Here is a 19,300-nt window from a genome sequence, read left to right as displayed (position 1 = left end):
GATATTGTGACCACCCGAAAGCGTTTCTCACAGGTCACATGAAACATTGGATGGCACTTACCCGAAGGCGCCTCTCACAAAGTGCTGAGACATTGGATGGTTGTCCGAGGACAACAGTACAACACGGACAGATTAAATGATTTGACTGAATGTCGTCAATCATAACAAGTTAACTATTCAAAAAAATCTCATGCTTTACGTTAATTACCCCCCGACATAAAAATAAAAGCGAGGAAAAAACCTCGCTATAAAAAACACATTGGAAATTATCCACCCTATATTACAAATACATTTAACGCCCTAAAATCAACGAAGGCACCAATCTGTTTCAAATAATCTTCGCCGACCAACTGAGGGCGATAAGTCATGTTTTCATTAAATGCAGAGTAGTGTTGAAATGAACAGCGACCAATTACTGATGGAACATTATTCACAATGCCATATGTGGTGGCAAACGTAAGGTCGATTATTTCCATGTTTGGCGTCGTCAACCACGCATGTAAATTTATCGCCCCCACATCTGACATATGATTACCCAGATTACTTTTTAACTCCTCTTCACTCGTATAAAAAACTGGCCGCTTCTCATAATCAACATAACCTAAAGTATAATAAAGCGGAGTTTGTAAAACTTCTTCTAAAGACCCCTGAACGAAATACATATAACCAAAGCATTGTTGTGAGACTTGTTCGGGAGTATACTTTGAAGCAATGTCCTGAATAACCTTTATCGCAGCTTCACTTTTTTCTCCAGTCAGAAGCGGAGTTTTACTCAATGTGATATCAGGCACATCAAGCTTCCACTTCCTAGAGCGTTTTACAGCAGAGATGAACTCTGCCTCATAATTTACACTCTTGCTAAACCTATTAATTATCCCTCTAAACATAATATCTTCTGTAAACTAGTAAAACCGGCCATCCGCCACCAAACCTAACATATTCTACAAATACTATCTTCACATACACCCCAGGGTAAAACATATACCTACTTTTAATACTAGTTCCCCCCTCCCCCAACAAATACATTAATTATCAGTTCAGCAGCCTGATGCGAGCGTTGAATTTAATAAAGTAATGCATGCGGAACAACATAAATTTGATGTTGAGACCGTGATCCTGGCTCAGCTACTCGTAGCCGTTTTATGACTTCCTAAATATCTGGCAGACTGGGGTTACGCTCAGTCGTGTTGTGTAAGACGGGGAAAGTAGTTCGCAACACATTGCCTAACCCAGAGTGACTTAGGGGGGCTGAGGTGAGTAGACCCGCCGGTTACCCGGACGGGCCCCTCCTCAGAACCGGACTTGCGGAACTACCGTATCCGGCTCCCGACAGATCAGTTTCCCTCACATATTCAGTGAGAATGGAACATTGATTGAGTTCTCCATCGCGATGGGTATCCCAGCATTTTGAGGATCAGATCCAGCTTTTCCCATGTCATTGGGTGTCTGCCACCTTTACGGTTGAACCACCTGTAGATGATCCGCCTGCTCTGGTAGATGAACTGCCCCACACGTCTTTTGTTATCTGAGATGCCATGGTAATTAATCCATCCACGCACTACCCGGATAACCGTGTTCAGGGTTTGCCTTCTGTTGGCATTGAGGTTATTCCACAGGAAGTCTCTCAGGCCTTTAAGCTTGGCCGCAAAGCGGTCCTTCCGGCTGGTGAACTTCAGCCGCCAGTACCCTTTGCACGTTCTACCCAGTAGCAGTTAACCCCCCCAGAAAGTTGAACGTCGGAAGACGTTCTCCTCTCTGATTTGCTCTCATCGCCGCCACGTGACACGCAGCAAGGAGCTGCGATTTGTCTTCGTGAAGTTCGATGCCAAATCGGCCCAATCTTTTCGGCAGCGCGCTTGCTATAGAAGCGTTTCGCCTCATGCTGGTACTCGAAGGTAAATACCATATCGTCTGCATATCTGGCCATGTCTGCCTTCCCCCTGATATGCGAACAGCTGATTTCAGCAAACCATTCATCTACCACATGGTGAAGGTAGATATTGGCAAGTACCGGGAACAATATGGAACCCTGAGGGCAGCCGATATCATTACTGTGTGATTTACCCTCTTCCAGAACTGGTGCAGTTACCCGGGAAGGCGCAAGACTCGTTATCCGGTGGCGCTGGCTGCTCCTTCCGGAGCAGGACCTTCACCTGCAAGATAAGTGCGGCTTTTCACAGCGCACCGCTCAGTGGAACGAAAACTCACGTTAAGGTTGTTTTTTTACCCACTTATGTGGAAGGACAGGAAATCCTCCTGCCATGATACTTTTTTTGCATAACGAAAATGACAATTCATTAACCGTAGTCGGGGTGAAACAATCATGGTGCAAAAAAAGGAGCAATTATGCATACCCGAAATTTATCTCAAAACCTTATTGTCAGTTCAGTCGGCTATGGTGCGATGGGACTGAGCGAATTCTATGGCCAGACAGATGACAGGACTTCCCTGCAGCTGTTACATAAACTCATTGACCTGGAGATTACGTTCATTGATACCGCTAACCTGTACGGGCGGGGTCATAACGAACGGCTGATTGGCCACTTTCTTGCCGGGCTCGATAAGGCCACACGTGAGCAGTTCAGAGTTGCCACAAAATGCGGAATCGATCGAGCGCCAGAGGAGGCTTACGCCCGCACCATTAACAATCAACCGGACTATATTACCCGCTGCTGTAATGAATCTCTCAAGAGGCTCGGCATTGAACGGATCGATCTGTTCTATCTTCACAGGGTCAGCCAGGCGACGCCTGTCGAGGAGAGCATGGAATGTCTGAGCCGTCTCGTCAAAGATGGAAAGATCAATCATATCGGACTTTGTGAAGTCTCTGCATCGACCCTGCGCCGGGCTCATGCTGTACACCCACTCACAGCCCTGCAGACAGAATATTCACTATGGACACGTGACATTGAAGATGAAATCCTGCCGGCAGTGAAAGGACTGGGGATTGGCCTGGTACCCTATTCTCCGCTGGGAAGGGGGTTCCTGACCGGAAAATACCGTAAAAACAGCGATTTTTCTGAAGGTGACTTCCGTAAAAATAATGAGCGTTTCATTCAGTCCAGCCTGGATCACAACGTACAGCTTCTTGATGCTGTCCTCCCGCTTGCTGAAAAGTACGGTTGTACCACAGGTCAGGTGGCGCTGGCCTGGCTGCTCGCGCAGTACGATAAGCTGGTACCGATCCCCGGTACCAAGCACACCCGTTATCTGGCCGAAAATGCGCAGGCGGCCGACATCGCTCTGGACAAATCAGATATTGCACTACTGAACGATATTCACCAGCGCGTTGGGATCAAAGGTGGCCGGTATTCTGAAGAAGGTATGAAAGGCGTTAACGCCTGAAATCCGTTCACATAATAAGAAACCGGGCAATGCCCGGTTTCTTTGTTTTGATTAGCCGCCCGGCTGCTGTATGGCCGATAATTTTTCTTCAGCGGTAAACGCTCAGCGCAACCCCTTCGCCACCGCCAACACACAATGCTGCAACACCGCGTTTGTTATCATTGCGCAGGAGGCCATGCACGAGGGTGACCAGAATACGGCATCCCGAAGCACCGATAGCATGCCCGAGTGCGATGGCTCCGCCACAGGGATTGATGCGATCAGGTGAAATACCCGCCCGGCTGATCACTGCCAGCGCCTGGGCTGCAAACGCTTCATTGGACTCCAGGTGATCAACGTCTTCCGGTTTCCAGCCAGAGCGGGAAAGACAGTCTGCGATAGCCTGTACCGGAGCGACACCCATTAATGCCGGTTTGATCCCCGAATTCGCAAACGCGCCAAGAGATGCGAGAACTGGCAGCCCACGTGCCTCGGCAGTGTTTCTGGTACAAAGAAGGACAGCGGCCGCGCCATCATTTAGAGAGGATGCATTACCTGCCGTCACCGTTCCTCCCTTTCTGAATACGGGTTTCAGCTGCATCAGTTTTTCAATGCTGGTTTTGCGGGGACCTTCATCCCTGTCCACTCTCAGTGTTGCGCCTTTCCTGTCCTGCCATTCTACAGGAACGATTTCACGATCAAACATTCCCTTCTTCTGAGCATCCATCGCCTTCATATGGGACAAGAGCGCGTATTCATCCTGCATTTCTCGACTGATACTGAATTCAGCAGCAACATTTTCGGCGGTGACGCCCATATGGTTATTATCGAAAGCATCCCAGAGTCCGTCGGACACCACGCTGTCCTTCATACTACTGTCTCCCAGTCTTGTCCCAGTGCGTGAAGCCATCAGAATATGGGGGGCGCCGGACATGCTTTCCTGACCGCCGGCAATGACGAATTCTGACTCCCCCGTCTGCAGCGCCTGCATACCCAGATGAACCGATTTGAGGCCTGAACCGCAGACCTTGTTAATCGTCAGACATTGCGTTTCAACAGGTAGCCCGGCATTCAGCGCGGACTGGCGCGCGGGATTCTGGCCACAACCGGCCGTCAGTACCTGTCCCATAATAACCTGAGAAATCTCAGCGGCTTCCACTCCTGAGTCTTCAAGAAGCGCACGAATGACGTGACTTCCGAGTTCTGCTGCGGAATGACCCGACAGGGAACCCAGGAAGGTGCCGGTTGCCGTACGTTTTGCAGAAACAATCACAACTTCGTTCATTACATTTCCTCTTTCAGGCCAGGCAGGGTATGGCCGGTCGCCGCCATAGCAGCGCGGTAGGCCGTCAGGCCGTTCATGCATGCCGGAACGCCGGCATAGACAGCCATCTGTATCACGATTTCAAGCAGTTCCTCCGGAGTGACGCCGGTATTGAGTGCCGCTCTCATGTGTAATTCAAGCTGTGGCATGGCGTTACCCAGCGTCACAAGCGAAGCAACCGTCAGCATTTCTCTCGTCCTGAGATCCAGTCCGGGGCGGCCAACCACAGCACCAAAAGCGTAATCTGTAATCAGGGCCGGTAAGGTGGGATCAAGTTCGCTCAGTCGGGTGGTGACTTTATCAGCGAGCCCGGACTCAAGGCGATCCATAATTTCTCTTCCATAGAGTGTCAGATCGTCAGTTTGACTCATAAGATTTCTCCGGAGTGGTTTGTATAGACGTCACGCGAGTCGGAATGGCGGCAACGAGCAGGACAGAAAGTCCGATAGCTGCGCCAGCTGCGATATAAAGCAGCGGGACTGAAAAAGCGGATACCATCCAGGCACCGGCAGATGCCCCGACACCAATAGCGGTATTGAAGAATGAAACGTAAACCGCAGACGCCGGGAAGGTTTTATCTTCTGCCAGGCGCAGGACCCACGTCTGGAAGCCCACAAAAATCCCGGATACAGCCACGCCCCAGATGACCATAGCGGTAAAGACAGCGGTGCCTGAAAGGGATGCACCGGATAAACCCAGAAATACGAGCACCGCACAGATAAGCAGGACCGATACTGATACCGTTTCCTTGAGATGTTTATCAATCATCATTCCGGTGAGAAAATTGCCGGCAAGACCGGCGATACCGTAAACAAACAGAACTGCCGGGATGACAGATGTGGCAAGGGCATGCTGCGTGTGCAGCCAGGGCTCAATGTATGTAAAAGCGGCAAAGTGTGCGGTTACGGCCAGTAACGTGGCAGAGTAAATTTTCCACAGCGCAGAGGATTTAAATACACTTTTGAGCGCCTCCAGGCCGATCGCACTTTTACTGGTTATCTGTGGCACCAGTATGGTGATGCCGGCAAAGGCCACCACGCTGAGTAAAGCCATCAGCCAGAACGCCTGTCTCCAGCCGAAGTGTATACCAATATAATTTGATACCGGCACGCCAAATACGCTGGCTGCAGAAACGCCACCAAAAACGATAGAAGTTGCCGCGCCCAGGAACCGGGCTGGCACGATAGCCACTGCGGTGGCACCGATCATCGCCCAGAATGCGCCATGTGCCAGCGCGCCCAGTACGCGTGCAGCAAGCAGTATGGCGTAGGTGTTTACCGTGGCGGCAAGAACGTTAGAAAGAAAAAGTATGACAGTGAGCGTGAGCAGGAGTCGCTTCTTGGCCACATTACCAAGGAATACTGATGCAAAGAGTGCGCTCAGTGCGCCCACCCAGGCATAAAGTGAAACCGTCATGCCAACCGCTGACTCAGAGGCGCGAAGTCCCTCTGCAATAGGCGTCAGCAGGCCGACAGGAGCCAGTTCTGTGGTCACGATGGTAAATGTTGAAAGAGCGAGAATAAACAAGGCAAGCCACGACCTTAAGGTCATATCCTGCGGGGATTTTTCTGAATGCATATATTCTTACCTCAAGGTTGGTTTAAATAACCGGCCAGCGATGTTTTATCGCGTGCCCGGCCAGCGCTGAATGTTTACCTACACAGACAGGGTGGCCGGCTGATGCAAGCATCGGAATGTCAGAGAGATCATCACCATAGGCATAACAGTCAGAAGGATTAATATTTCTCTGTTCGCAAAACTGAATGAGCGCATCTTTCTTTCCGTCACCAATCGTCTGCGGATAACCTATTTCCCCCGTCATTTTTCCCGCACCAGTAAACTTCAGTGGTGCGCAAAGGATATCTTTCACGCCAAGGTATTTTGCGACAGGAGACAGAATGGGAAGCATTGATCCGGATATGAAAATAATATACATATTTTCAGCCTGATGTTTTTTAAGAGCCGAAACCGCACTTCCTATAAATAATCCTGAATTCAGCTTAAACCGGAACCATTTTTCACCAGCCTCTTCAAGCTCCTTATAACTGACACCTGCAAACTGCCTGTAATACTCCCTGTTGAGCTGCTCACGGGGAGTCCCTTTTTTAACTTCAGCCCGGAAGTGTGTCATATAGTTCTGGAGCTTAGCGTGTTCATTTTTCTCCCGACACCAGAAGTCAAAAAAATCAAACATACTTTTAATATTTATCAGGGTCTCATCGACGTCAAAAAAAGCAGCTGCCTGTTGCAAAACTCACTCCTCGTAATTTTTTCTTCGGCTTTTTTCCGGGAAATCTTTATGGTTTCCGGGAACCCCTGCGTCTGCCCAGCGAGAAGGCTGTATTTCAGAAATGACAACGGAGATTTTATCCAGTGGTGCCCCGGTATTTTTATGCACAGCAAACGTAATATCTTCCTGTAACCGGGTAATTTCACTTTCATTTTTTGCGGGCCAGGTAGTGATGTGAACAAATGGCATATTTTATCTCACTCTGTTGTGGTAAATTCATCGAAGGAACGGACTTTCAGTTTTAAATGAGCATGGATGTCCCCACCCAGACCATAAAGTCCGATTGCGCCGCCGTAGCTCTGGCGGGAACTCATATAAAGGACAACAACGTTGATAATCCGATTTTCATTCCGTTCATGTGCCGGAAAGGGATCGGGCAATTCCGCCCAGTAATCTGCATTGCCGTTGTGATCGGTGATAAAAACGTTAGGTATGCCCAGAGGGCCCGGCCGGCTTGGATTCTCAGTCGCTAAATCTTTTTCCCGAAGGCTCATCACGGTATAAACACTGTCGGGAACAAGATGACGGAAAGAAAACGTAAACCTTGCGCTCCTGCCGTCTTCAGACAGACAGACATCAAGAGTGCCCTCCGCATGCATCCAGTCTTCCAGTGTGACAGGCTGAACCTGACGTTTACCATCACTGCTACGATAATCAGCAATATAGCCTTCATGCAGCGGCAGACTGGGCCGGCTTTCGGTGTTCGCCTGCGGCCGCTGCTCCGGAGCAAAAAGCATCCCGTAATTATTCAACGGGATGGGTAACGGAAGGGTATGCAGGATGATGTCCCTGACTTCATCTTGCGACATACCTTCAATGTCGCGCAGTATTCTGTAAGGCTTCGTCGCGCCGAATTCGGGCACGGGGCTGTCTGCTGCCACAAGCACGCTACGCCATTCCAGCCCGTTATCACCCGGCACCATGCCAACCACCACAAAGTTGCCGTTACCATCCATGACCTCCGCAGGGGGGTACAGCGGCCCCTGCGTGGTAGCAGCCAGGCGGTATGTCCGGCTACCTGATTCAGACATGCGTCACCCCGTCTGCCGCGATGTTCTGTCCAGCAACTGCCGCCAGCATGGCAGCTTCAGCCAGCGATTTCTCCTTTTCAGCAATCAGATCTGAAGGATATACGGTGAACGATACATCCATCGTTGCGCAAAGCGTCTGATGCTGGGTCACGCGAACCTGTGCTCTGAAACGTCCCCTTCGCTCATTAATATCCTTCTCAAGGAATTCAAAATGGACCAGCGCCGGTAAAGGAAACAGAAAGCTGGAAAAGGTCGTCGCCATGCTGTTAATGACGTAGTAGCGCCCTGATTCCTGCTTATAAATAAACTCTTCGGTAACGGCGATAAAAGCCTGACGACTTGCCTCCACCAGAAGCATCCCCTGAATATGCTGACCGGTCTGATGATCGGCCATGAGTTCACAGCGTTCGTCAATCAGCAGCGGCATCGCAAAAAGGTCACTGTTATGTTCGGCCTGTTCTGCTGAGCCGATAAGAACATTCTGCTCCAGCCTTTTATGACAATGTGCATTTTTTTTATCACTGACCAGTTTTTCCAGAGAGCACATTTTAAGTTTATTGCCATGCACAGCATTTCTTGCCTGATTTGAAATGACTTTTCCCGCGAAATCTTTACGTACACCCTGGCCGATAATAATTTCATGTTCTTTATCAATAATGTTGGCAGGAATTTGCGAAAGTAATTCAAGCTGAGAAATAGTCAGAACATCTTTACCGTTTGCAAATTCATTAAACTTATCGCCTACAATAACCAGTTTTTTATAGTTCATTTATCATTCCTCAGCAGCAGCAGGCACGGTAGATACGAGTATAAAGACCCTCGTTGCCACCGGTGATGTAATTATCTCCGGCCTGCTGGATAATTTCCTGGTAACGTGCATTGGTGAAGGCTTCCTTATAGGCTTCCTTATCGCCGTTGAAAGAGGAGATAAACATCACACCCGGCACACCGCTGATAAGAGAGTGGAATGCTTCAAAGCTCTCAACCTTGTCTTTATTGTCCCTTACGACATTGAAAATGGTCTCATCACGCCACTGACGATACTGCTGATAATTATGAGCCGGAACTTCGACATGGCGAAGCTGAATGTACTGGCTTTCAGGGAGATCTTTCTTGTTGTCAATCGGGGATTCCACAAACTTAAGCAACTCTCTGCGAATATCGGCAGAAAGAACATCAGCCAGACGATGGAACATAGATTCCATCTCTTCTTCTACCCACGAAATTTCCTTGATGTCGTTGAATGAACGCAGCTCCAGAAGTTCATTAACACCCTGCTCTTCTGAATAATAGTATCGTGTGCTGCCGGTGTTTTTTAAGAACGGGAAGTCAGCAGCGGAAACATTATTTTTTAACGGAAAGCGTGATACCAGCACATAGTTAGATGACATTATTATCTCCGGATAAATACCTGATTAAGTTCGGAGCAAATTTATCAATCTGTGACGTGGATGGAATTATTTAATGTGTAATTCAATTTTTGTATTACTGTAAACAGACAGATCCCTGATATGATCATTAGTGTTAACACCCGGAATACTAAAGAGTTTAGAATAAAATTTTGACTGGCAGGATGGAATCTATGGCAACTGCAGGACACCTGATAAGTAATAACCTCCCCAGCGTTAAACAGCTCCAGTGCTTCCTCGCTGTTGCTCATGAACTGAATTTTCGCAGAGCTGCTGAACGACTCAGAATGACTCAACCTCCGTTAACCCGGCAGATAAAGTGCCTGGAAGACGTGCTGGATCAGCAGTTGTTCAGCCGCAGTACGCATGAAGTCAGCCTGACAGAGGCTGGAGTGGCCCTGGTAATTAAAGCAGAGAAGATCCTGCAGGAGCTTAATGCCCTGAAAACCGGTTCACTGACATCCGGGAGGAGAATACGGATCGGCCTTACCCGGACGCTCAATTTTGAATTTATCGAACCCGTCAGCAAACAGCTTATTGAACTGGATGCCGGAGACGACGTTGAAACGCCTAATCTGACTTCTGCACAGCTCCTTCAGTGCCTGTCGAAAAATACGCTTGACCTCGTGCTTACGGGGGAAAAGGGCACAGGCCATGAAGATACGGTTCAGTATCGCTGGGTTTGCTGCGAACCGCTGCTGATGGCAATGCCAGCCATACACCCCGCCAGCCTGAAAGAAAAAGTATCACTCAAAGACGTCAGTGATTTACCACTTTTCTGGTTTTCAAGAAGCGCAAATCCTTCATTTTATGACAAATGTGAACGTTTTTTTGAACAGCTCAGTATCCAGCTCAAAAGGGTTAAAGAGCCGGATGATTCACTCGTTATGCTCACCCACATAGCAAGAGGCAAAGGGTTTGCACTGATGCCCCAGTCGAAATGCACCTTTAATCAGGAAGGGCTGTGCTACCGAGAACTGACAGATGATGAATCTCAGAAACTGAATATTGATATCTACGCAGCAACCAGGATCAATGAGAAGCGGGAGGCAGTACTGGATGCCCGGGACGTCTTATGTGGAAAAAATTTTTCCGACTGAAGAACTTACATGGAATCATGTTTGGATATCGAATCTATGATCACTCCCGTTTTTGCAACACTGATTTTCGACGATATTGGGATGGTTAAAACTAAAGGTTTTTGCGACCCCGATGTACAGTCAACGTGGAAAAATTTAATGTCGATAGTGGAAAACAATATGGTGTAGGCTGTTCTTATTGCATGTACAGATCTCAGCCCGTTGATAACTGAAAATTCCTGTAGCTTTGTCATCGTGGATACGGCACGGCAGCCTGTCTTTCAAGAGCGACCATTAAAAAATTCAGGAGACTAGCCGACAGCAGTGAAAAGCGATAATAGTAACATCTGCCAACCTGATGTCCGCTTCATGCCCTGAGACATTCGACAAGCTTTTTATGGCTTCAGACAGGCGGTCATAGGCAAAGTAGGGAAGCACAGCGCTGTGAATCCTGAACCCAACGCGGCCGTCCGGGTACTGCCATGCATCCAGATATTTACCCATCGCACGGCGGCTGTCATCGTTATCTTCCAGCAGCAACAGCATCTTATCGTAGCGGACCGTCAGCGCTTTTGAGACCTTACGCGGCTCGCGTCAGGTAAATATCTGGTTCAGATTGTCGTCTGCATCGAGCGGACGGTGAACGTCAAAATCGTGCCTCGGTACCTTCGCGAAACGGCGGTTGTAATCCGCCATAAACTCAGTGGCAAAGGCGTTAGCTGGGTCCGGCGTACTGATGCCTGCAGCCTGAGTTCCTGACCAGGCGTTCCTGCAACGTGAGATACGCACGCTCCACGCGCCCCCTGGCAGAGCTGGTGTTGGCGCGGATACCGGTGATGTTCAGCTCGTTCATCGCACGTCCGAACTGTGTCTGACCGTCGCCGCCAGTCGCATTTTTGTTGCTGATGCGGAAGACGCTGGCCTTATAGCTGTAAAACGCCAGCGGCTTGCCGTGCTGCTCCAGATAGCCGGGCGTGGCTTCAAAATAGGTAAACGTGGACTCGGAACGGACAAAATGAAGCTGCATCACGCGGCTGGTCGCGTCATCCACGTAAACCAGCAGTTGCAGGCCGGACCACATTCATCAAACCAGCGGTGATCGCAGCCGTCGATCTGTATCAGCTCGCCGACACAGGCGCGCCGGCTGCGAGACTGCAGGGTCTTAGGTGTGCGATGCCTGAGAGGGATCCAGAGGCCTAGCTGCATCATCAGCTTGCGCACTGTCTCTTTAGACAGCATCACGCCGTGCAGCTCAGCCAGCTTCTCGCAGGTAAGCGTCGGACCAAAGTCGGATAGAGCTCGCGGATGATCTGGATCGCACGTTCAGCAAGGCCTTCAGGCAGCTGGTAGTTACTGAGATTACCGCGCCAACGATCAGCCATGCTCAGCGGAGCGTCGGAGCGGTAGCGCTGGAGCAGACGGAGACAGTGTCTGTCGGAAATACCGAGACGCTCTGCAGCGAGATGTGTTGTCAGCCGCCGGTCTATAACGTCCTGAATCAGTTTAAGCCGGTTAACTTCGTCCATCGTGAAAAACTACGCACCAGAAGTCGCCCATATCAGGTTCCTCAGCAGGCAGCCCGAAGCGGCCAGATAAGCATAGCTCAGAACGGCCAGGCCAGCTTTGCTTCTATAACGCACCAGTATTTTCCGTACCGGCCAGTATGGTCAAAGGCGGGTGCTCAGGCACTCCGAGATGTTGTTCCACCCAGACTAACCGTAAGCAACTGGCCAGAACGATAGCTGAAGGATATGAACAGATCCAGCCCATTATGTGAAAGCGCAACGTATTATAATCAATACGTTCCTCATCGGGGTCATTCTCCCGTCCCGCAATGATGCTGATCTCAGTGCAAAGGCGAAATTGTTCCCGGATGAAGCATATTCCGGAGATGTAAACCGTGTTCTGATTAAGCGAAATATCATCCCCGCATCAGATATGTTCGATAATTCCGGGATACAGGTATAGCCAGCCTATCAGATATATATCAGCAGAAATAGCGTTACAATCTTGTCCACATTCAGTCGCTTCCTTAAATCTTCCATCTCAACGTTGTCGATTAACCCTCAAGGCTTTTAATGTTTTTCTGAAGCATACACAAATCGTTGATGTTCGTAATTGCACAAAAACTCAGCTATAGTCGGATGAAGATCCCCTAACAGGAGAAGAAGATGTATCAGACTCAAGATGAGCGAGCCTGGCGGAGGGGTTATTCATTAGGCAGGTTTTGGCAGAAAATTAAAAGACAATTCTCCCGTACTGACTGCCGATGTGTCAGCTGGGCCGTGAGCCGTAATATGCCAAAATGGGTAGGACACCTACCCATTGTAGGGCTGCTTATTCTGTCAATGAGCGCCATAATTCTTGGCGGTTTTGTGCTTATATCCTCAGTGTTAATTCTCTGGGGCCTTGCTATAGCGAGCTCCCTTATGAAGGTTGGAGTATCCAGCACTGCTGATCAAACTGAAAGTAGTGACTACGTTATGGAAAGCGCTCGCCATGGTCAATACGATGCTCCTTACCATCCACCAAGAGATGGTTAAGATCACAGAAGCCCTTACGGTCGTCGTGACGTTCTTCATTATCGCGTTGCTTTGCTGTTTATCGTATTTGCTGCTGCATCGCCTAATTTCCCTCCGGTATTCTGAGCAGTTTCGGTGCCTTTTTGGATGGCGTTGCTTAATGCCACTGCAATATTTACCCCTGCCCATGATAAAGCGCCTAACCATACTGCAGGCAATACAATAAACATCGCTCCCATCACCAGATTCATAATGAGGTCATCTGAGCTGTTCTGCAGTCCCGCCATATTAAAGCGGCTGTGTGTATCTGAACTATACAACGCTGTCAGGAGCCAGCTGTCGAGCCAGCGCGCCAGTTCCCACCAGAACGTCAGGAAGTTCAGAGCGAATATTACAAAGGTCAGCGTAATAACGGTCTTGAACTCGTAAGCCGCAAACGCCAGAATCAGCGGCAGCATGACATACATTGCCATCAGCAGGATAGCCTGCACCATTGGCAGCGCCTGTCGCATCGCATCGAACGCCGGGAACGCCGCCAGACTGCCGAGAGATGTCCCGCCAATGGCCGCCACGCGTGCCGCGGCATTATCCAGGGTAAAATCGGCGTTGCCGCCATAGCCGGCATAAACGTGACCATTCTGTGAGACCGTCAGGCTTTCCGGGCTGACCAGACGACGGATGACAGCTTCCTGATAGTCACTGTCGTTAAAGCCTGACATTTTCATTGCGGCCGAGATACGCAGCCACATATCGGGGTCGGCCTGGTCCTTCACCCGTGCTTTCAGTCCTGTGTCCGTACTGCTCCACCACTCGCTGCAGGTGGGATAGCCTCCTCTTCCGGTATTGGGCCGGCCACTGTCCCGGCTGTCGGTCCACGGGAACGCAGCCCGGGGCAGTTTGGACTGCAGCGAAGGATAATACCGGCTCAGGAATGTACTGCTGCCAATCCATTCGATATCACGCAGCGTGGTTTTGTCCTTTGTCTGTCCCTGATCCTGTTGCTTCCACAGATACAGCGCAACCGAATAGCAGTCGTTGGTGAAGTCCTGCAGTTCCTGCGCCAGCGCTTTGTTGTCGATACGCGTATGCTGCACTTCAAAGCGGATCTGTCGCATGTCAGGGCTGCAGGGAATGGTCGCCACGGCCGCCTGGGTTACCCCTTTAGAGAGTTTATGAATCAGCACCCACCATACCGGTGCTGCGGCCGTCTGGTCGTTAAGGCTGGTGACCACGCCGGCATAGCCGCTTTCATCCGGCGCTTTGGGCGTCCACACACCACAGCTCTTTGCCCGGGTTGTGTCGTACTGCATCGTACTGAGGCTGACATTAATCAGCGGTACGCAGCAGGCAATCATCACCAGAAATCCGGCATACAGCGCGTTCTCGATACGGGGCAGCGACAGCATCCCCTTGTTGCCTTCATCTTCCCCCTCTTCACGGACCTTCAGCCAGATCCCTACCACCTTAAACGCCAGCGGCAGGACAAAAAGGCCGGTGCTCAGCAGGACATTCCACAGACCGTTATTGATCACCCAGCCGAGCAGCGTGAGAAAATACTCAAGATAGCTGTTTGTCGTCATCCTCAGACTCCCGGACTGGTAAACATCGCGTACTCACACAACGCGATGAAAAGCACACTGACCACACTGATGCGCAGCAGCGGCCGCCTGTACATCTCCTGAAAACCCGGCGCATGCCGGATTTTCCAGAGGCCCCATGCAACCAGCGCATACAGCGCCAGTCGCCATATCAGCCAGCCGTAGCGCGTCGACTGCATCCAGCTCCGGAATGCAGCTGCTTCAGTCGGATGTTTCATGGCGGTGTCAGCCATCATCAGTGAGACCACCATGAACAGTGCCATGCAGGCGAGGAAGATGCCGGCACGGGTAAGGACTTTCCTGACAGTCGTTTTATTACGCATCCTTATTCCCTCATTCAGCCGACTGCGGCGCTGCCATCTGGTTGAAGCGACTGTCGGTATTGTCATCAGACTGGGTCTGCGGGTTGGTTTCGACGCGCTGATTTTCCCTGTCGATAATGGTCAGCACTGAATTACGTGACAGTTCACGCTTCATCTCCATCTCGTTTTTCAGCGCCGCGATTTCCCGATCCAGCGCCTCGATACGCTGACCGGCGGTATCAATGGCCTTTGGCTGGGCAGCGGCATTCGGCTCCGACATACCGGTAACCATCATGCGACGCATCAGCAGCGCCGTTTCCACCGTGTCAGACATGGCCAGCTCGCCGGCAAGACGGGCGGTCAGGGCCGCGTTATCCGGATCACGCTGCAGGGCTTTAATCACGCCGGCCGTCACCGGCAGTCCGCCGGTTTTCAGCTTCGCCAGATTCGCGGCCGTGGACTTTTCCGTACCGTTGACGAGCCTGACCAGCTGCTCAGCGTTGGCTTTTGTAGCCTCTTCCAGCAGTGGGGCAAAGCCGGTGCCGGCAACGGTCGTACCGGGCTGGTCATCCGCATCTCCGCTGGTACATTCACCCGCGTTGGCACAGGTGCGCATCGAGCGATCGCCCAGCACCTTCACGGTCATGGCCGCCGCCTCTTCCGCGCTGCCGAATTTAGAGCATGCGCCACCGTTACAGCTGCTTTCGCCCACGGTCGAATCAGACGTGACGGGCAGCCCGTTCATCATGTTGTAGCCGGCAGCGACAAGGTCATGGGTGACACGTATCGCGGGCTGCCCCGCTCCCCCGCGTTTCTGACCACCAATCCAGTTGTTGCCCGACGTGCCGGTGACTTTCCGCCCCGCCTCATCTGCACGAACCGCGTCAGTATCTCCGCTGTTCACAACAGACTTGTATTCATCCATCATGGCCTGCTGTGTCCAGTTACTGCTGTCGCTGAAGTCCATCATCTTTTTCGCCATGTTCTGGCAGTTGAGCTGCGCCTTGTCGAATGACACACTGGCCTGAAGAACGCCGTTGGTGAGCATGTCATACAGACCGGGGTTGGCCCGCTGAATGACCATCGCCGGCAGACTGGCCACCGCGCCGGTGGCCCCCTGAATTACGTCGCCCATCAGGTTTTTAAAGCCGGATGTGACGCCGTTGAGCTGGTTGCCGACGGTGGTTTTCAGATCAAAGTTGCCGCACATCAGGTCACTGCTCCAGCCGGTATTCAGCCCCAGCTTCTGCATATTGCCGCGCGTGGCTGGCTGGGAAATGACCGAGCCGCCGCCGAGGGTGTAGAAGAGCTTGTCCGACACCGCACCATCGACGGATTTGCCGTAACCGATGGCGCTGTTGTTCACCTGCAGCAGGGACATGCCCAGGATGGTATTGTCATCATCGGCCGCGTGCGCGCCCGGGAGGACAGTCAGCAGCGAGCCGGTCAGCAGCAGGCTTACGCGAACGGCTGAAAATGAAGGTGTTTTTTTCACGGTTTTCCTCATCAGATATCAGTGCTGCCCAGAAATTTCTGCCCGCGCTTTTTGCAGCAGCTGTAGGGCTGCCAGAGCGCAAAGGCTTCATTGTTACCGCTCGCGGCGGTGTGGCTCCCGTCCGGGAAGACGGCACATGACTGTGTCATGTGGGGAGCCAGCCGCTGCCATTTGTGATTGCGCGTGCCGGTGTTTTCCGTGACCTCACCCGGTGGCCAGTACCCGTCATGGCGGTTGCCCTGGAGCACCTGATAAACATGGGGCTGCCCGGTACGGGTGATAATGTCAGCCACACGCTGCGCCACCACGGCAGAGGCTTTGTCATCATCGGTCTGGCTGATAAACCCCGAACGGGGATAGATGTTGCCCCACATACTGGCTGCTGTCTGACTGCCGATTTCCCGCTGGCCGGGCACAAGCGCTTCCGGATAGAGGGACTCCGGTACGCCCGTGCGCCAGGCCGCCGAATCCAGCGTACTCAGGAAGTAAGGCATTAACGGGGTGGCTGCGGTATCACAGGAATAGCCCGGGATACTGCCGCCAATCAGGGAGGTGGCCGGGTGGCCAATGGCATCGGCATATTTGAAACGGACGGCAGACTTGCGCTGGCCGGGATTTTTCATGTCCGCCGGGTTGGCTCCTCCGGCAGAAACACCGGAAACCCCGCTGGTTACGGCACTCTCCAGCCCGCCGTCGGTCTGGCTGACAAACGCCATTTCCTGCCACGGGTTGCCGCCCGGCGCGACATAGGTCGAAACGACTGTCTGAGGAATGAAGTGGGTGACTTTGACCGACGTGCGCACCTTGCAGCCAAAAGGGGTGCAGAACAGCCAGTAACAGATGCCACTCACACGCCAGCTGATACAGTTTTGCGACACGGCGCTTGCAATAATCTGCGCGGTGTTAAGTGCTGCAACAGCTGCCGGCGCGGTTGCCGTACCCAGTACCGTGGTAACCGCCAGCGAGCACACCGTGGTTCTGATGCGGGAAGGTTTTGTATTCACTGACCACCTCCCCGGTTACGCAGGGAAGTGGCCACGTCAACATCCGTGGTGCCGTACACCACATCGCGGTCATCAAACACCACCGCCGGCACTTTTTTAATGCCCAGCTCCCAGGCCCGGACCACCTGCCGATAAGAATCGTTTAGTTGCAGCTGTTTTTGTTGCCAGGCAGGAGACGTCATAACCTGCCTGACCTGTGCTTCGGCCTGCTGCGGGTCTGCAGGCAGTACCCCGAACATGTCGGCCTGCAGCCGGTCAGGACCATCGAGAAGGACCACCGGCACGTCCGGCGGCAGAGTTGCCGGCAGATGCTGACTGTCGGTGAAGACGACCATGCCGGCCAGTACGGATGCCGGTAGCAGAGCCGGCAGGAAAACAAGAGAGGTCAGTTTCATGAATCGGGGCTCCGTCAGACTGAATCGTCTGTCAGCGTGCCCGTGGCCGTTCAGAAAAGCCGCAATAAACTAAAATCTCGTACTAAGAAGTTTTTCTACAAATTAATGAATGTTAGGAGTACAGAGTAAATTTGTGAAAATCTCAGTTATATAATAACGGCTTAACTGCCTTATGGGTTATCGTGAGGGATTTCTATGAACCAGTAAAAATAGGGATCAAAGAACCAGACTCAATCAATGGTTTCTCTTTAAATTCCTGATAAGTAAGAAAAAGCAAATGAAACTCTTCTCCAGTTTCCGTACCTAACAAACTTAAAGCTTCCACACATTCCTCATAAAGGCCTAGAAGCTCTTCAAAAGGGCAATCTACCACTATCATTATATCGATGTCATTGTGAGCTTGAGCTCTAAAAAAAGACCCAAACCCATATATCCCCACTACGTTACTGCTCCTCTCTAATATGATATTGCGGACTGCCGTTTCTATCTTTTCTATGGAAATTCCAGTAATCATTTTTGTATAAAGCCGCGCCGATTTCTGCCGAATTAAACAATCCAAGTTCTTGCTGTATAGCATGCTCTTTGGCACCAGATGTGTAGCTATTCCAGTGTCCGCCAACAACGATTATATCCACACTACCAAACTCTTTGATAGTTTTGAGTATTTTTGTCACACTCATTGTGTATTCATTCAGAAGAATGATCGTCAACTTATCATTTTGGATTTTCCTTTCAACACGAAAGATTATATCTTTTTCGCGAATAAAAGCCTTGACATTTTTATGCGTATTCAAAAAATCATCAAACCATGAAATCGATGAAAAACTGACACCCCATGAATTATTATTCATAACCGAACTCCTTTTGGAACTCTTCAGGAAATAAAGGGTAGGTATCCAATCTATTATACTGATTGTATTCCCAAGCTTCGGCATGATCTCTAAAGTCAATATATAACCGTTTTTGCCTGGCGCTTAATAAACCCATATTACCTTCAATAACATTTATTATTTTACGATTATTCGGTACCATCACACTTAATTTTTTTAGCTCCCATAATTCTTGTGTATTAGAACCCATATCTTTTGCAGCTTCAGAGTATGGTCCATAATGAGTAAAGCATTTATTATTTTCATAAAGCATTAACGCAATATCTTCTTTAAGTTGCTCAACACTATCAAAAACAGCCCCCTTAAAAGCATTTGCAACAGAAGATTCGTGTTTCTCTTTCCACTGAAAAAGCATTTCATTCGGATAGGACCCTTCTGGAGCCTTATCGATCATCCTATGATGGGTTGGGCATAAAAGGATCAAATTGTCATAAGTATCAGGTCCTGTACCCTCAGTTGTCCTGGCTGCACCTTTTTTCTTACCGATAACATGAGCCATTTCACCTACATGATAATTGCCTAAACCATCCATGATATGTGTAAGGTCACATTGGCAGTAAGAACAGCGCCCTGCTGCGCGGCCCCACAGTAACTTGATATCTTTTTCTGAAGTACCCGCCATAGCAACTACTCGCTC

The 19,300-nt window shown here is 50.5% G+C and carries 19 protein-coding genes and 2 pseudogenes; 2 read left to right on the top strand and 19 right to left on the bottom strand.

Annotated features, from left to right (window positions below):
• Positions 1 to 275: 275 nt before the first annotated feature.
• Both ACU8XX_RS04170 and ACU8XX_RS04165 read right to left on the bottom strand, forming a co-directional pair.
• On the bottom strand, positions 276 to 887 hold the full coding sequence (locus tag ACU8XX_RS04170) for a hypothetical protein (protein WP_058684979.1): 612 nt from the start codon (positions 885 to 887) through the stop codon (positions 276 to 278).
• 465 nt (positions 888 to 1,352) lie between these two features.
• Positions 1,353 to 2,089, bottom strand: a pseudogene (locus ACU8XX_RS04165) (reverse transcriptase domain-containing protein); the annotation flags it as partial.
• A gap of 257 nt (positions 2,090 to 2,346) precedes the next feature.
• On the opposite strand from ACU8XX_RS04165, the gene ACU8XX_RS04160 reads away from it, so the two are divergent.
• Complete coding sequence (locus ACU8XX_RS04160) at positions 2,347 to 3,345, top strand: aldo/keto reductase (RefSeq protein WP_058684978.1); 999 nt, start codon at positions 2,347 to 2,349, stop codon at positions 3,343 to 3,345.
• Between the two features lie 88 nt (positions 3,346 to 3,433).
• Here ACU8XX_RS04160 and ACU8XX_RS04155 read toward each other — a convergent pair whose 3' ends face one another.
• From ACU8XX_RS04155 to ACU8XX_RS04120, 8 genes are read right to left on the bottom strand one after another with little or no spacing between them, the layout of a single operon-like run.
• Entirely contained in the window at positions 3,434 to 4,609 is a 1,176-nt protein-coding gene (locus tag ACU8XX_RS04155; RefSeq protein ID WP_003029792.1) for an acetyl-CoA C-acetyltransferase, read from the bottom strand.
• Entirely contained in the window at positions 4,609 to 5,019 is a 411-nt protein-coding gene (locus tag ACU8XX_RS04150) for a carboxymuconolactone decarboxylase family protein (RefSeq protein ID WP_003029790.1), read from the bottom strand. Before ACU8XX_RS04150 ends, ACU8XX_RS04155 begins: the two co-directional genes overlap by 1 nt.
• Complete coding sequence (locus tag ACU8XX_RS04145; protein ID WP_003029787.1) at positions 5,006 to 6,226, bottom strand: MFS transporter; 1,221 nt, start codon at positions 6,224 to 6,226, stop codon at positions 5,006 to 5,008. Before ACU8XX_RS04145 ends, ACU8XX_RS04150 begins: the two co-directional genes overlap by 14 nt.
• Positions 6,227 to 6,248: 22 nt before the next feature.
• Positions 6,249 to 6,899 (bottom strand): HAD family hydrolase, encoded by a 651-nt coding sequence (locus ACU8XX_RS04140; protein WP_003029784.1) that lies wholly within the window; start codon positions 6,897 to 6,899, stop codon positions 6,249 to 6,251.
• A 3-nt stretch (positions 6,900 to 6,902) separates the two neighbouring features.
• Positions 6,903 to 7,127 (bottom strand): 2-hydroxymuconate tautomerase, encoded by a 225-nt coding sequence (locus ACU8XX_RS04135; protein ID WP_003029782.1) that lies wholly within the window; start codon positions 7,125 to 7,127, stop codon positions 6,903 to 6,905.
• An 8-nt stretch (positions 7,128 to 7,135) separates the two neighbouring features.
• On the bottom strand, positions 7,136 to 7,969 hold the full coding sequence (locus ACU8XX_RS04130) for a hypothetical protein (protein WP_003029781.1): 834 nt from the start codon (positions 7,967 to 7,969) through the stop codon (positions 7,136 to 7,138).
• Positions 7,962 to 8,738: an AfsA-related hotdog domain-containing protein gene (locus ACU8XX_RS04125; RefSeq protein ID WP_058684977.1), complete on the bottom strand. Its 777-nt coding sequence runs from the start codon at positions 8,736 to 8,738 to the stop codon at positions 7,962 to 7,964. Before ACU8XX_RS04125 ends, ACU8XX_RS04130 begins: the two co-directional genes overlap by 8 nt.
• A gap of 10 nt (positions 8,739 to 8,748) precedes the next feature.
• A complete protein-coding gene (locus tag ACU8XX_RS04120) occupies positions 8,749 to 9,360 on the bottom strand; it encodes a hypothetical protein (RefSeq protein ID WP_058684976.1) in 612 nt (203 codons plus the stop codon).
• Between the two features lie 191 nt (positions 9,361 to 9,551).
• Here ACU8XX_RS04120 and ACU8XX_RS04115 point away from each other — a divergent pair, with 191 nt between their 5' ends.
• Entirely contained in the window at positions 9,552 to 10,478 is a 927-nt protein-coding gene (locus ACU8XX_RS04115; protein ID WP_003029777.1) for a LysR family transcriptional regulator, read from the top strand.
• Between the two features lie 381 nt (positions 10,479 to 10,859).
• On the opposite strand, the pseudogene ACU8XX_RS04110 reads toward ACU8XX_RS04115, so the two are convergent.
• The 9 genes and pseudogenes from ACU8XX_RS04110 to ACU8XX_RS04070 form a co-directional block, all read right to left on the bottom strand.
• Positions 10,860 to 11,983: pseudogene (locus ACU8XX_RS04110) on the bottom strand (ISNCY family transposase); the annotation flags it as partial.
• Between the two features lie 1,055 nt (positions 11,984 to 13,038).
• Entirely contained in the window at positions 13,039 to 14,559 is a 1,521-nt protein-coding gene (locus ACU8XX_RS04105; RefSeq protein WP_058684975.1) for a conjugal transfer protein TraG N-terminal domain-containing protein, read from the bottom strand.
• Between the two features lie 2 nt (positions 14,560 to 14,561).
• Positions 14,562 to 14,900, bottom strand: a complete 339-nt coding sequence (locus tag ACU8XX_RS04100; RefSeq protein ID WP_003029769.1) for a hypothetical protein — start codon at positions 14,898 to 14,900, stop codon at positions 14,562 to 14,564.
• 10 nt (positions 14,901 to 14,910) lie between these two features.
• Positions 14,911 to 16,386 carry an integrating conjugative element protein gene (locus tag ACU8XX_RS04095; RefSeq protein ID WP_032933072.1) on the bottom strand — a complete coding sequence of 492 codons (1,476 nt, stop codon included), beginning with the start codon at positions 16,384 to 16,386 and terminating at the stop codon, positions 14,911 to 14,913.
• Positions 16,386 to 17,378, bottom strand: coding sequence for a TIGR03756 family integrating conjugative element protein (locus ACU8XX_RS04090; protein ID WP_003029763.1), 993 nt, complete (start codon positions 17,376 to 17,378; stop codon positions 16,386 to 16,388). The genes ACU8XX_RS04095 and ACU8XX_RS04090 overlap by 1 nt, the downstream gene beginning before the upstream one ends.
• Positions 17,375 to 17,773 (bottom strand): TIGR03757 family integrating conjugative element protein, encoded by a 399-nt coding sequence (locus ACU8XX_RS04085; protein ID WP_003029760.1) that lies wholly within the window; start codon positions 17,771 to 17,773, stop codon positions 17,375 to 17,377. Before ACU8XX_RS04085 ends, ACU8XX_RS04090 begins: the two co-directional genes overlap by 4 nt.
• Before the next feature lie 193 nt (positions 17,774 to 17,966).
• Entirely contained in the window at positions 17,967 to 18,287 is a 321-nt protein-coding gene (locus ACU8XX_RS04080; RefSeq protein ID WP_143553910.1) for a nucleotidyltransferase domain-containing protein, read from the bottom strand.
• Positions 18,217 to 18,624: a hypothetical protein gene (locus ACU8XX_RS04075; RefSeq protein ID WP_003029757.1), complete on the bottom strand. Its 408-nt coding sequence runs from the start codon at positions 18,622 to 18,624 to the stop codon at positions 18,217 to 18,219. Before ACU8XX_RS04075 ends, ACU8XX_RS04080 begins: the two co-directional genes overlap by 71 nt.
• Positions 18,617 to 19,285, bottom strand: a complete 669-nt coding sequence (locus ACU8XX_RS04070) for an HNH endonuclease signature motif containing protein (protein ID WP_003029755.1) — start codon at positions 19,283 to 19,285, stop codon at positions 18,617 to 18,619. The genes ACU8XX_RS04075 and ACU8XX_RS04070 overlap by 8 nt, the downstream gene beginning before the upstream one ends.
• Positions 19,286 to 19,300 lie beyond the last annotated feature (15 nt).

This window comes from Escherichia sp. MAL-1, from assembly GCF_052948035.1.
This window is presented reverse-complemented; position numbering and strand designations above follow the sequence as displayed.